At 64.6% G+C, this 12,778-nt stretch carries 16 protein-coding genes and 1 riboswitch; of the genes, 9 read left to right on the top strand and 7 right to left on the bottom strand.

Translation table 11 applies throughout. The features are described 5' to 3' along the window. Positions 1 to 49 precede the first annotated feature (49 nt). Positions 50 to 499 (bottom strand): hypothetical protein, encoded by a 450-nt coding sequence (locus ACYVRU_RS06025; RefSeq protein ID WP_161128382.1) that lies wholly within the window; start codon positions 497 to 499, stop codon positions 50 to 52. A 10-nt stretch (positions 500 to 509) separates the two neighbouring features. After that, positions 510 to 600, bottom strand: a riboswitch (SAM riboswitch). A 24-nt stretch (positions 601 to 624) separates the two neighbouring features. Here ACYVRU_RS06025 and fic point away from each other — a divergent pair. After that, positions 625 to 1,401, top strand: coding sequence for a protein adenylyltransferase Fic (gene fic, locus ACYVRU_RS06030; protein WP_461185843.1), 777 nt, complete (start codon positions 625 to 627; stop codon positions 1,399 to 1,401). Between the two features lie 170 nt (positions 1,402 to 1,571). Then, positions 1,572 to 2,690 carry an AAA family ATPase gene (locus tag ACYVRU_RS06035; protein WP_198161068.1) on the top strand — a complete coding sequence of 373 codons (1,119 nt, stop codon included), beginning with the start codon at positions 1,572 to 1,574 and terminating at the stop codon, positions 2,688 to 2,690. A gap of 38 nt (positions 2,691 to 2,728) precedes the next feature. Here the strand turns inward: ACYVRU_RS06035 and ACYVRU_RS06040 are convergent, their stop codons facing one another. Both ACYVRU_RS06040 and ACYVRU_RS06045 read right to left on the bottom strand, forming a co-directional pair. Beyond that, the gene (locus ACYVRU_RS06040) at positions 2,729 to 3,295 is read right to left on the bottom strand and encodes a radical SAM protein (protein ID WP_461185844.1); all 567 of its coding nucleotides are present in this window, start codon (positions 3,293 to 3,295) and stop codon (positions 2,729 to 2,731) included. A 36-nt stretch (positions 3,296 to 3,331) separates the two neighbouring features. Beyond that, positions 3,332 to 3,553: a hypothetical protein gene (locus ACYVRU_RS06045; RefSeq protein WP_461185845.1), complete on the bottom strand. Its 222-nt coding sequence runs from the start codon at positions 3,551 to 3,553 to the stop codon at positions 3,332 to 3,334. A 192-nt stretch (positions 3,554 to 3,745) separates the two neighbouring features. On the opposite strand from ACYVRU_RS06045, the gene ACYVRU_RS06050 reads away from it, so the two are divergent. The 6 genes from ACYVRU_RS06050 to ACYVRU_RS06075 all read left to right on the top strand — a co-directional run bounded on the left by ACYVRU_RS06050 (position 3,746) and on the right by ACYVRU_RS06075 (position 8,621). After that, on the top strand, positions 3,746 to 4,546 hold the full coding sequence (locus ACYVRU_RS06050; protein ID WP_288219380.1) for an SDR family NAD(P)-dependent oxidoreductase: 801 nt from the start codon (positions 3,746 to 3,748) through the stop codon (positions 4,544 to 4,546). Between the two features lie 158 nt (positions 4,547 to 4,704). Then, a complete protein-coding gene (locus tag ACYVRU_RS06055; protein ID WP_461185846.1) occupies positions 4,705 to 6,450 on the top strand; it encodes a SulP family inorganic anion transporter in 1,746 nt (581 codons plus the stop codon). A gap of 74 nt (positions 6,451 to 6,524) precedes the next feature. Next, the gene (nagB, locus tag ACYVRU_RS06060; protein WP_461185847.1) at positions 6,525 to 7,253 is read left to right on the top strand and encodes a glucosamine-6-phosphate deaminase; all 729 of its coding nucleotides are present in this window, start codon (positions 6,525 to 6,527) and stop codon (positions 7,251 to 7,253) included. Positions 7,254 to 7,572: 319 nt separating this feature from the next. Then, entirely contained in the window at positions 7,573 to 8,049 is a 477-nt protein-coding gene (locus tag ACYVRU_RS06065) for a DUF454 family protein (protein ID WP_288219382.1), read from the top strand. 7 nt (positions 8,050 to 8,056) lie between these two features. Continuing rightward, complete coding sequence (locus tag ACYVRU_RS06070) at positions 8,057 to 8,239, top strand: hypothetical protein (protein ID WP_412668717.1); 183 nt, start codon at positions 8,057 to 8,059, stop codon at positions 8,237 to 8,239. Positions 8,240 to 8,327: 88 nt separating this feature from the next. Beyond that, positions 8,328 to 8,621: a ferritin family protein gene (locus ACYVRU_RS06075; protein ID WP_022740591.1), complete on the top strand. Its 294-nt coding sequence runs from the start codon at positions 8,328 to 8,330 to the stop codon at positions 8,619 to 8,621. A 56-nt stretch (positions 8,622 to 8,677) separates the two neighbouring features. Here ACYVRU_RS06075 and ACYVRU_RS06080 read toward each other — a convergent pair whose 3' ends face one another. From ACYVRU_RS06080 to ACYVRU_RS06095, 4 genes are read right to left on the bottom strand one after another with little or no spacing between them, the layout of a single operon-like run. After that, the gene (locus ACYVRU_RS06080; protein ID WP_461185848.1) at positions 8,678 to 9,544 is read right to left on the bottom strand and encodes a DUF4118 domain-containing protein; all 867 of its coding nucleotides are present in this window, start codon (positions 9,542 to 9,544) and stop codon (positions 8,678 to 8,680) included. Next, positions 9,534 to 11,069 (bottom strand): TrkH family potassium uptake protein, encoded by a 1,536-nt coding sequence (locus ACYVRU_RS06085; protein ID WP_418911330.1) that lies wholly within the window; start codon positions 11,067 to 11,069, stop codon positions 9,534 to 9,536. Before ACYVRU_RS06085 ends, ACYVRU_RS06080 begins: the two co-directional genes overlap by 11 nt. A gap of 5 nt (positions 11,070 to 11,074) precedes the next feature. After that, complete coding sequence (locus tag ACYVRU_RS06090; RefSeq protein ID WP_461185849.1) at positions 11,075 to 11,656, bottom strand: potassium channel family protein; 582 nt, start codon at positions 11,654 to 11,656, stop codon at positions 11,075 to 11,077. After that, complete coding sequence (locus tag ACYVRU_RS06095) at positions 11,653 to 12,084, bottom strand: NAD-binding protein (protein ID WP_461185850.1); 432 nt, start codon at positions 12,082 to 12,084, stop codon at positions 11,653 to 11,655. The genes ACYVRU_RS06090 and ACYVRU_RS06095 overlap by 4 nt, the downstream gene beginning before the upstream one ends. A gap of 163 nt (positions 12,085 to 12,247) precedes the next feature. On the opposite strand from ACYVRU_RS06095, the gene ACYVRU_RS06100 reads away from it, so the two are divergent. Beyond that, complete coding sequence (locus ACYVRU_RS06100) at positions 12,248 to 12,634, top strand: C97 family peptidase (protein ID WP_161128387.1); 387 nt, start codon at positions 12,248 to 12,250, stop codon at positions 12,632 to 12,634. Positions 12,635 to 12,778 lie beyond the last annotated feature (144 nt).

A 12,778-nucleotide genomic window follows, 5' to 3' on the forward strand; every position in this document is an offset into this window, starting at 1 on the left:
TTTCGGTCGTTATCGGTCGTTATCGGTCGTTATCGGTCGTTATCGGTCGTTATCGATTTGCTGGACGAGAGGCGCCCGCTTCCACCGCCGCTATCCTTCGGGCGGTGCGCAGCAGGTCGTAGTCATGCGCGCTGCGGGAGGGGAGGGCGGCGGCGCGCACGGCTTCACGGCAGACGTCCATGAACGCGTCGGCTGCTTCGCAGAAGCACGTGCGAGCGAACTCGCTGGTTCCATGGGCACACTTGAGACCGTCGGCGTAAAGCGTCCACGACTGGGGCTCGCGCTCGTCGCCTTCGCAGGCCAGCTGGAGCACCCGCGGCTCGCCGTTGCCGGCCAGTTCGGCTTCCAGACGTTCCACGCTGTAGCGCATCTGGTGGCCCAAGTTGGCCTTCCCCATGGCCGAAATGTAGCCCGTGGGCTCATCGAGGAGGTGCATCCTCGGCCGCTCGACGCTCAGGTTAAGGAATTCGCGCGCATCGCGCACAGAGACGTTGTCCATGGCAGGACTCCTTTCATCGATGTTGGCGGGACCACCGTGCCGCACGGCCGGTTGGTGCCGGGATCGTCGAGCCAACTCTCTACCCCGACTCTGGATAAAATGCGCCAGCACTCTCGCTGACGGAAGTGCAGTCTAGCAGCAGAAGGGCCAACCGCGCAAGAGGGAGGGCCGGGTATTGGTATACTCGTTTTCCGCAAGGCGGGATCGAAAGGAAGGCTATCGAGCGCATGGCGGGTGGTCGCGGCGGCTTGATTGCTGCGGCAGCCGCGCGACCGATGCGACAGGGAAAACATATGGTTCTTGGTAACAAGTTGGGCATAAGCAGCGATGCCGAATTGGCGCGCGAGGAAGAGCGGCTGACGAAGGTGCGGGCCCTCGAGCTTTTCGAGCGCGGCCTGCTTGACGAGCTGGAAGCGGGAACGTTTGCCGGCCTTGCCGAGATTCATGCCTATCTTTTCCAGGACATTTACGACTTTGCCGGGCGCATGCGTCGGGAGAATATCTCCAAGGGCGGCTTTCGCTTCGCGCCCTCGCTCTATCTGGAGGAGGCGCTTGCCGCCATCGACCGCATGCCGCAGGCAACGTTCGACGAAGTGATCGAGAAGTACGTTGAAATGAACGTCGCCCACCCTTTCCGCGAGGGCAATGGGCGCAGCATGAGAATCTGGCTCGATCAGATGCTGAAACGCTCATGCGGCGTCGTGGTCGACTGGAGCCTTGTCGACGGGGAGGACTATTTGCTCGCCATGGAGCGAAGCCCCGTGAAGGATGTGGAGATCAAAGCACTTCTCAAGGAGGCCCTTACCGATCAGGTGAATGATCGGCGGGTGTACATGAAGGGCATCGACGCCAGCTATCGCTACGAGGGCTACAGCACGTATTCCATGGAAGATCTCTCGTAAGATTCTCCATCGCGATTATCCGTATAGGCGTGTTTCGGGCAACGCCTCGCACTCAAGGCGCTCAAGGACGCTAAAACAAATCAAGGACGCTAAAAGAGATCAAGATTGCTAAAAGAGATCAAGGATGCTACGATCTTACTGTTGCGGCGGGCAGATGGCAGGAGGTTTCCGTGGCAGACAAGATTGCGAAGGTGCAGCAGGAGACCTTCAACCCATTTACGCCGGAATTCGGAAAAGTGCCCGCTTATTTCGCTGGTCGCGAACAGGTGCTCTCGGATATCTTGAGTGCCTTCGAAGAGCAGACGATGAATCTCTGCGCATTATTTGTTGGTCCGCGCGGATGTGGCAAAACGGCGCTCCTTACCTATCTCGGCAACGAGGCGTCTCGGCTCGGATGGGTAGTGGCCAACGTTTCGGCAACTTCGGGTATGCTCGAAGATATTGTCCAGCGCACCGAGGAGTCGGCTTCGCACCTCATTGCGGCCTCGTCCGAAAAACGTCTCACGGGCGTGAACATAGCGGGTATAGGAGGAGCGACTTGGGACGCGAAAAGCAACACGAAAGCGAATTGGCGCACCCGCATGAACAACCTTTTGGAGCGTCTCGGCGAAGCGGATATTGGCCTGCTGATAACCGTTGACGAAGTGGACGTGTCTCTCGACGAGATGAGCCACCTGGTTTCAACGTACCAGCATTTCGTGCGCGAGAATCGTAAGGTCGCTCTTGTCATGGCGGGGCTTCCCTTCCATATAAGCTCGCTTCTGAGCGGAAAGAACACGTCGTTTTTGCGCCGGGCTCAGCGGTTCGAGTTGGGCCCGTTGGCCTCCTATGAAGTTGAGGAGGCTTTCCGTCTGACCGTGGAAGAGGGCGGTAGGCTCATCAACGAAGAGGCCTTGGGCGAAGCCGTTGAAGCCATCGACGGGTTTCCCTTCATGCTGCAGCTTCTGGGCTACCGGGCGTGGCGAATGCATCCCGATGACGCCTTCCTGAGCGTTGACGATGTCCGTGCCGGTGCGCAGAGGGCTCAGCGCGAGTTAGAGGATCGCATCTTCGATGTCACCTATGCGGAACTCTCCCGAGCGGACAGGGCATTTCTTGCGGCAATGGCTCAAGATGGGAAAACAAGCCGCCGCATCGATCTGATGGAACGGCTGGGTAAGCCCTCGGGGCATATTTCCACCTACAAGAAGCGGCTCGTGCAAAGCGGCGTTATTGGCGAAACTCTCGATGGCGACTTCTACTTCGCATTGCCCGGCTTCAAGGAGTATGTCGAGCGGCGACAGGGGTAGTCGGTGCTTTTAGTGGCGCGGCCCTTAAGTTTTGATCGTTAGCAATTTCCTACGTAGACGTGCTTCAAGTAGCGCCTCGCTACGTTGGCTAGGTGATGGACGGTTTCGGGCGGGGTGGCGGGGCGATCCGTCAAGCGGTGGCAGGGGAAGAAGCGGGTCAGGTGGTAGGGGATCGACGGATCCAGGGAGGCGAGCCATTGGGCCGCCTCGGCGATTTCCTGATCGCTGTCGTTCAGGTCGGGGATGACAAGCGTCGTCACTTCCAAGTGGCAAGTGGGCGTGACGGCCAGCACTTCTATGGTGTGCTTTACGGTTGCCAAGTCGCCGCCGACGAGGTCGTAGAAGCTCTGGGTGAAGCCCTTCAGGTCGATGTTCGCGGCATCGATGAACGGTGTCACCTCGTGCAGCGGGCCGTCGTTCACGTAGCCGTTGGATACCAGCACGTTGACCAGGCCACGCTCGTGGGCGAGGTGCCCGGTGTCGCGGACGAACTCGAGGCCCACGAGCGGCTCGTTGTAGGTGAAGGCGAGCCCGATGTTGCCCTCGGGCGCAAGCGATGCGGCCGCATTCACCAGCTCGGCCGGTGCGATTTCGCGCCAGGGCACGTCGCTTTCGCCGGCGCAGGCGATGGAGGCGTTCTGTCAGAACGGGCAGCGCAGGTTGCAGCCGTAGGAACCTACGGAGAGCACCTTGCTTCCAGGGCGAAAGCGGGCCAGCGGCTTCTTCTCGATGGGATCCAGCGCCAACGACGTGATGCGCCCGTAGTTGGCGTCCACCACCTGCCCGCCCTCGGCGACGCGCGCACGGCAGAGCCCCGTCTGCCCCTCGGCCAGCGCGCAGGCATGCGGGCAAATCGAACACACAGCGTGGTCTGCGCCAAGGTCGCGGGGCTCTTCCTTCGAAGAACCCTGCGCTGCAATTCTGCCTTCGGTATTTTCCACGACGTCTCTTTTTCTCGCTCGCCTTGTTTGTGCGGCCTCTATGGTAGCGCAAAGGATGCCTACTGATAGAATCATCGTTGTTGGCTGGCATTCTTGCGTAGAAAGAGGGAAACCATGGATCGTTTGAAGGACAAAGTCGCCATCGTCACCGGCTCCACCAGCGGCATCGGCACGGGCATCGCGAAGATGTTCGGGGCCGAGGGCGCGCGCGTGGTGGTGTGCGGCCGCAACGAGGAGCGTGGCGCGGCCGTCGTGGACGCCATCGCCGAGGCGGGCGGCACCGCCTGGTTCCACAAGCTGGACATCACGCGTCCCGAAACGGTGGACGCGCTGTTCGCCGACACCAAGGAGAAGTGGGGCTCCATCGACGTGCTGGTGAACAACGCCGCCGGCATGGCGCTGAAGGACGGCCGCGTGGACGAGATCTCCCTGGAGGACTGGGATGCCGTGTTCGCGAGCGATGTGCGCTCCACGTTCTACTGCACCAAGACCGTGCTGCCCTTCATGCAAGAGCAGGGCGCGGGTTCCATCATCAACATCGGCTCCATGGCCTCCTGCGGCGGTGACTTGGGCTCGACGGCCTATGCCTGCGCCAAGGCCGGCGTCGACATGCTGACCCAGTACACGGCGCTGCAGTACGGCAAGCAGAACATCCGCTGCAACTGCGTGCGCCCCGGCCTCATCGTCACGCCGCAGAACGAGGCGAAGGTGCCCCAGGCGCTGAAGGACATCTTCCTGGACAACATCGAGGTCGCCCGCTACGGCACGCCCGAGGACATCGCCGCCATGTGCGTCTATCTGGCCTCCGACGAGAGCTCGTACTTCACCGGCCAGGTAGTGACGGTGGACGGCGGCCTGAACTCCCACGTCTCCACGGTGGCCCAGTTCCGCGCCATGGCCTCCCGCACCTGGTAGCAGGGCGAGCGAGCGGCAGCAGAGCAGCTGAGCGTATTCAGCATCCGACGGCCCCGCACCACCCTGCGGGGCCGTTTTTCATGCGTCGAAGGGCGACTTTCGGCCGAACGCGGGTTCTCTATTGCTGGGCGATTTGGTCAGCGATAGAATGCGGCCTCGTGTCTTTTCACCCGCGATCACCGAAGGAGCCGAGTTTTCCCGCCATGCAGCAGCGCGACAAGTTAAAGCCCATCCTCTTCAGCATCATCAAACATTCCAGCAAGGAGGAGCTGAAAGAGCAGATTCCCAAGGACATCGTGGCGGGCATCGTGGTGGCGGTGGTGGCGCTGCCGCTTTCCATCGCGCTGGGCATCGCCTCGGGGGTGTCGCCGGAGCAGGGCCTCTACACCGCCATCGTCGCTGGATTCCTCATCGCGTTCCTCGGCGGCAGCCGCGTGCAGATCTCTGGTCCCACGGCGGCGTTTGCCACCATCGTCGCCGGCATCGTGGCCACCGATGGCATTGAAGGCCTCATCGCCGCCACCATCATCGCGGGCATCCTGCTCATCTTCATGGGTCTGTTCAAGCTGGGCGCCCTCATTCGCTTCGTGCCCTTCACTATCACGACCGGGTTCACCGCGGGCATCGCCGTCACGCTGACCATCGGCCAACTGAAGGACTTTTTCGGCCTTACCTATCCGCCGGGCACCGCCACGGTGGAAACGACGGAGAAGCTGGCCTCGCTGGCGGGCAACTTCTCCACAGTGAACGGGCAGGCGTGCCTGGTGGGTGTCGTCTGCCTGGCCGTGCTGTTCCTCTGGCCGCGCGTGACCGAGCGCGTGCCCAGCTCGCTTATGGCCCTGCTCGCGGGCATCGCGCTGGTGAGCGGGCTCGGCCTTGACGTCAGCACTATCGGCGACCTCTACGTCATCGACAGCGCCCTGCCCACCTTCCATATGCCCCACCTCAGCTTGGAGCTGTTCCGCGACCAGTTCGCCAACGGCGTCACCATCGCCATCCTGGCCGCCATCGAGTCGCTGCTGTCCTGTGTGGTGGCCGACTCCATGATCAGCGGTCACCATCGCGCCAACATGGAGTTGGTGGCCCAGGGCGTCGGCAACATCGCCTCGGTGCTCTTCGGCGGCATTCCCGCCACCGGCGCCATCGCGCGCACCGCCGCCAACGTGAAGGCCGGCGGCCGCACGCCCATCGCCGGCATGGTGCACGCGCTTGTGCTCATCGCGGTGCTCGCGTTCCTCATGCCCTATGCGGCGCTCATCCCCATGCCCACCATCGCCGCCATTCTGCTGTACGTCGCCTACAACATGTCCGGCTGGCGCAACTTCTCGCACCTGTGCCAGACGGCGTCGAAGGGGGCCGTCGCCACGCTGCTGCTCACCTTCGTGCTGACCATCGTGTTCGACCTGGTGGTGGCCATCGGCGTGGGCATGCTCATCACCGTGGTGCTGTTCATGAAGATGGTAAGCGAGGAGACTGAGGTCAAGGGCTGGAAGTACTACTGCGACGAGAACTCCGAGGTCACGCATTTGCGCGAGCTGCCGAAGAGCGTGCGCGTGTACGAGATCAACGGGCCGATGTTCTTCGGCATGACCGAGCGCATCGCCGACATCTCGGTGAAGGACTTCACGCACTACCTGATCATCCGCATGCGCGGCGTGCCCTCCCTGGACGCGACGGGCATGAACGCGCTGGAGAACCTCTACGACTACTGCAACGCGAACGGGGTGAGCCTCATCTTCTCCCATGTGAACGAGCAGCCGATGAAGACCATGCGCCGCGCCGGCTTCGTCGATCTGGTGGGGGAGGAACATTTCCGCAGCTGCATCGACGACGCCATCGCCCACGCCCGCGAGCTGCTGGCGGCGGAGGAAGGCGCTGAAAACCTGATGAAAACTCACGGCTGACCTTCGCTGCAGGGAAGGCATGGTTTAGCATGAGCACACATATTTATCTAGCGGCTCCAAGAGAGAGGCTTCCCATGAAGTTCATCGTCACCGAAGATTACGAGGCCATGTCGCGCACTGCCGCGCGCGTGATAAGCGGTTATGTTTCCTCGCACCCCGATTGCGTGCTGGGTCTGGCCACCGGCTCGACCCCTATCGGCCTGTACCGCTGCCTGGTTGAGGACTACGAGGCCGGCGCGCTGTCCTTCAAGGACGTGACCAGCTTCAACTTGGACGAGTACCGCGGCCTCGATCCGCAGCACGACCAGAGCTACCGTTACTTCATGGAGCACAACCTGTTCTCCCATGTCGATATCGACCCGGCTCGCACCCATGTGCCGGACGGCGCCTGCCCCGACGCTGCTGCCGCGTGCGCCGCTTACGAGCAGAGCATCGCCGAGGCCGGCGGTTTGGGCCTGCAGCTTCTGGGCCTGGGCCACAACGGCCACATCGGCTTCAACGAGCCCGCGCCTGAGTTCCCCAAGGAAACGCACTGCGTCGAGCTGACGGAGAGCACCATCAACGCCAACTCCCGCTTGTTCGATTCCATTGACGACGTGCCCCGTGAGGCGTACACCATGGGCATCGGCACCATCATGGCGGCCAAGGAGATCCTCGTGGTCGCCAACGGCTCCGACAAGGCCGATATCGTTCGCCGCGCCTTCTTCGGGCCGATCACTCCTGAGGTGCCCGCCTCCATCCTGCAGTTCCATCCGAACGTCACCGTTGTGGTGGATAAGGAGGCCGGCGCCCTCTGCCAATAGTGCCGGACCCCAGCTCTTGGCTGATCGGATCGCCCCGCTCTTGCACGTTGCCGTTCTGTCGCGCTGCAAGATGCGGGGCGTTTTGCGTTGGCCGTCACGTAGCGCGCGTCGGGCCCCTGCGAGGCAAGGCGACCGCAGCTGATGGGATGGCCGCGGCTGGCGGGGGCCTTGTCGCGTTCCCATATATAGCTCATTCGGGTGATGCGGCGGCCGGGCGCTGGTCGCTAAGATGTCTCTACTGTGGTGCACGCTGCGCCTTTGGGACGGCGAGCTATCGAAATGACGGCCCATCGGGTCGGTGGATGAAACGGGAGACACAATGACGATCAAGCGCTATCTGTATGCGGGGTTGGGGCTGCTGTTCTTGGGGCTAGGGGGCATAGGCGTCATCATTCCCATTATCCCCACAACGCCGTTTCTGCTGCTGACCTCGTTTTTCTTCCTGCGCAGCTCCGAGCGTCTGAACACGTGGTTCGAGGGAACCCGCATGTACAAGCGCTTCATCGCCAACTTCATGGAAACGCGCTCGCTCACACTGCGGGCCAAAATCCTGTGCGCTGCCCCCGGCGTGACCGCCATGCCGATGCTCGCGCTGGTGGTGCCGCAGTGGTGGCTGAAGGCCATCCTCATCGGACTGACCGTGTTCGAGATCTGGTACTTCATCGCCCGCATCGAAACGGTTTCGGTGGAAGAGGCCCGCGCCCGCGGCAAGGCCCGCGTCGCCGAGGCGAAGCGCGACCAGGCCGCCTCGGCCGCTTCCGCCGCCGAGGGTCTCGCCCTGGCGACCGAGGAGTAAGGGCCTCATGAGGATCGCGTTTGTGATGGACGATCTGAGCGTGCATTCCAACGGCACGTCGGTGACGGCGGCGCGCTACGCCCTGGACTGGGCGCGCCGTTGGCCGTCTAATCCAACGCTTCTTGTCGCAGTGTCTACAGGCCGGTGGCAACAAGGCGGCCTGGGCTGCGGCTCCAACCCAATCGCCTAGGATGGCCCACAGACCCTCGCGCTTGCCGCCGTGCTACCGCAGGCGTTGCAGGCGCGGGCCTTTTAGAAGCTGCGAGAAAGGAACCGTCATGGCCACAATTTCGAATCCGTTCGTGATGGAAGTGCCGCGCAAGCTGACTGACGAGGAGCTCGTCAACGCTATTCGCCAGGACATCATCGGGGAGCTTGAGGCTATCCACGAGTACGACGCCCACGTCCAGGCGACGGATAACGAGGATGCGAAGAAGGTGCTCTCCGACATCCGCGACGAGGAGCGCGAGCATATGGGCGAGCTGCTGGAGCTTCTGGAGCGCCTGGCGCCCGACGAGAAGGCCCTGCACGACGAGGGCCGCGGCGAAGTGCGCGAGATGCTGGACAAGTAGCGCGCCTGGAGCCGAGAACCGCCCGTCGCGATTGGCCTTGGGGTATCGCGATCGGTCTATGAGAGCGCTGCCGGACGTATCGGTTCGGCAGCGCTCTTGTCGTTGGACGGGGCCGATGTGGCCGCTGGGGCGCCGGCGCCGTCGGGCTCGCCTTCCGCCAGCTCGTTGCGCTCCACGGCCACGAGGGTCTGGGCCACCACGGCGTTGACGAGGGAGAGGCTGCCGCTATCCACATCCCCCGAGGAGCAGTCGATGGCCACTACCCCGTACAGGCGCCCCTTCATGCCGAGCGGCAGGTACTTCTCCGTCGCATCCCGCCAGCCCGGCTCGCCGTAGCCGGTGGGCGCGCGCCGCTCGTAGCAGTCGCGGGCCGCCGCGCTGCCCGCGGCCGGCGGCTCCCCCAAGGTGATGGTCACCGGCCGCCTCAGCACCCGGGTCAGGAACTCCTGGGCGAAGCTGCAGGCCGCCTGCGGGGTGGAACTCTCCAGCAGCCCGACGCTCAGCCGATTCAGCCGCCCCAGCGCGCAGGCCGTGCGCTCGGCCGCCTGCACCTGGCGGCTCATGCGGTGGGTGATCACGCCCATGATGAGCGACACGACGAGGAAGATGGCGAGCGCCGCCACGTCGGTGCGGCTGAGCACCTTCAGCGTGAAGAGGGGCGCGGTGAACAGGAAATCGTAGGAGAGCAGGTAGGCCACTCCCAGCGCGGCGCCCCACAGCCCCGAGTCGGTCTCCAGGCTGGTGATGAGCACGCCCAGCACGAAGACGGGGAAGGCCACAAGCGTGCTCACCCCCAGGAGCGAGAAGCCCCACACGGCGGCCAGGCCGGCCCCGTAGAGCAGGGCGAAGGCGACCAGGTTGCGCAGGACGCGCCGTGCCGAGAGGGAGCTTCTCGGCGGGAATCTGCGACTGCTAGCGGCCATGGCGAACCCCTTTCCGAATCATCGACGCCAAGGTGCCCACCCCCATGAACAGGGGGATGATCTCGAGACGGCCCAGAAGCATCCCGGCGCTCCCGATCAGCAGCGGCGCGGGGCCGCTTTCCGTACCGAGGAAGCCCGTGCCCACGCCGGTGCTGCCGAGGCACGAGACGAAGTCGAACACCGCCTCCTGCAGGGTGGCCCCGCAGAGGATGAGCGCGAACGCACCGGCCGCGCACAGCAGCAGGTACAGCACCACGTAGGTCTGGGCCTCGGCCACGTCCACCTCGGTGAGCACCGACCGCTTCCCGAAACGGTTGATCTTGATGCTCGTCACATGGCGCTTGTTACCGTAGCGCTCGTGCAAATCGTGGCCGAGCCCCAGCGAGGCGACGGCGACGCGGTAGAGCTTGATACCGCCGGAGGTGGAGCGCGCCTCGGCCCCGACGAGCATGAGCAGGCCGAACAGGAACAGGAGCGCCGGCCCCAGATCGGCGAAGGAGGGGATGGTCTGAAACCCCGTGGAGGTCAGGATCGACACGACCTGGAACGTGCCCTGCCGCAGCGCCTCGGCTCCGTCGCCGCTGACGCCCTGGCCTAGGAAGAAACCGGCCACCACCAGGGCCATGACGGCGATGGTGCCGAAGTACAGCGGCGTCTCGATATGGGTGAGGAACGCCTTGAGCTTGCCGCGCAGCAGCAGGAACAGCAGAAGGAAGTTCGTGCCGCCGGCCACCATGAGCACGATGGTGATGGCCTCGATGACTGGGCTGTTCCAATAGGCGATGCTCTCGCCGTGGGTGGCGAACCCGCCGGTGGGCACGGCGCACATGGAGATGTTGATGGCGTCGAAGGGGGTCATGCCGGCCGCCCAGTAGGCCACGGCGCCGGCGATGATGAGCCCGTTGTAGATGAGCAGGATCATGCGGGCGGTCTTGGCGGCGCTCGGCAGCAAGTGGTCGGTGTGGCCCTCGGCGTTGTACACGCCCAGGCCGCCGGTCTGGGTCACCACGCAGGTAAGGATGAGCACGAGCCCCACACCGCCGAGGTAGCAGGTGAGGCTGCGGTGGAACAGGAAGATGGCCGGGCAGGCGTCCACGTCCACCACGCTTAAGCCCGTGGTGGTCAGCCCGCTGGTGGACTCGAAGACGGCCTGGACGGGGGAGAGCAGCCCCGCGGCCACGTAGGGCAGCGCGTAGACGGCGATGGCGAGAACCCAGACCAGCACCGTGCAGGCGGCGGCCTGCCCGCGGGTAAGGCGGGCGCCCGGGGCGGGGTCGGGCGAGGCGAAGTACACGAGGTAGCCCGCCATGGCCGCGCCGATCCCGGGGAAGATGAAGCACGGCGCGAGGGCCACCTCGTCGGGGTAGGCCGGCAGCACCGCCAGGGGTGCCAGGCCCGCCAGGCCGACGAACATGACGGCCACGCCCACGTAGCGCGCGAGCAGGGGCCCGGGGCCGGAGCGCTCGCCGCCCGGCTCGCCCAGGGCGATGGCCGGCGCAAGGTTGTCGCCGCGCGTCTTTCCCATGACGGTCACCGGCGCTCTTTTCCCAAGTGGTGCCACGAGCCCAGAATCGAGCGGAAGGGCGAGGGGGCACCGGGGTCTTCCTCGTCGTCGGTGGTGCCGTCGGCGCCGTCCCCTTCGCCGTTGCCGGCCTCGGCCGCAGCGGCGGCCACCGTCGCCGCGGCCGAGGCCTTCGCGTCGGCGGGGTCGGGAAGCTCCAGGGCCCCGCGAATGGCCTGGGCCAGGGTGGCCGTGGCGCTGATGGCCGCCGTGACGCCCAGCTGGCGGAAGATGGCCGTGTTCTCGGGGTTGGACACGATGCACAGTTGGATGCGGATGCCGAGGAACTTCTTGGCCACCTGGCAGATGGCCAAATTGTCGGCGTCGAGGCCGGTGAGGGCCACGATGGCGTCGAACCCGGCGACGCCGGCCTCCTCGAGCACGGCCAGCTTCATGCCGTTGCCCCAGATCACCGTGCCGTCATGGCGGCTGGAGAGGTACTCGCAGAAGCGGCGGTCGTCGTTGATGGCCACGACGGTGTCGACGGTTTCAGCTAAGGCGCCCATCAGATAATCGGCCCGGGAGCGGCCGCCCACGATCACCACCCTCATAGGTCGGCCTCCTTCCGTGTCAGCCCGGTGAGGCGGAAGAACTCGTCCTCGCAGATGCGATGGGGGCAGATGGGGGCGATGCCCATGTCGTCGAGGATGTCCGCCAAAGCGTCGTCGTCCACGAGGGGCAGCACGTGGGGCACGCCGAAGATCTCGCTGGCCAGCTCGGCGATGAGCAGGTTGGAGGCGTCGTCGTCCGTGGCGGCCACCAGGTGGGTGGCCCGGCGCACGCCGCACTCCTCCAGCACCAGGGCGCTCTTGCCGTCGCCGGTGAGCGTCTCGCCGTCGAAATCGGGCCCCAGCCCTTCCAGGGCGTCCTCCTGCATGTCCACCACGATGACGTCGTGGCCGGCCGCCGAGAGCGCCTGGGCCACGGCGCACCCGAACAGGCTGCATCCGACCACGATAATGCGGGCCCTCTTCGCCACTGCTTGTTCCTCCTTCGCGCAGGTCTTTTCACGGGAAAATGCTAATGATTGCAACGGCGGCGGAAGGCGAGAAGGGCGAACTGTCACCAAGCAGTGACGGGGCCGAGGACTGGGAGGGCGCCCGAATGGCGAGGTCGCGGTAGAGCCTATGAAACGGTAGCGGATGGCGGTCGGCCCGCGCCGGCCGGGGAACTGGTGGAACGAGCACGTGAACTGCGCCATCGCCCTGTGGTGCGACGAGGCGACCTTCCGCGCCGTGCAGGCCTGCGCCGAGGACCGCCGCGCCCATACCGGCACCTACAACCTCATCACCTACAACTGCCTCACCTTCTGCGACGAGGCGCTGGCGGCCGGCGGCATCCACCTGCTCACGGAAAGCGGCCGCGAGCTGCACACCATCGTCCCCAAGGACGCCTTTAGGGACGTGGACCGGGTGGAGGGCGCCCATCCCTTCGAGGCGTGGAAGTACTGGTTCCCCCTCGGCGAGCCGCCGTCAAACGGCCTGCGCACCATCCAGGACGTCCCTGGTCGGGACAAGCCGTTGGAATAAGCGCTGCGATCTCGGCATTTATCTGGTACAATCTCGCCTTTCTGGAAGACGGGCGCCCCATGATGCGAGGATTGCCGAAAGTCGGCGGAGAGGTGGCGTCGGGCGTTGGACGGCTGTGTGGCGTAAAAGGCCATGGGCGGCGGC

The organism is Adlercreutzia sp. CNCM I-6216, assembly GCF_977113345.1.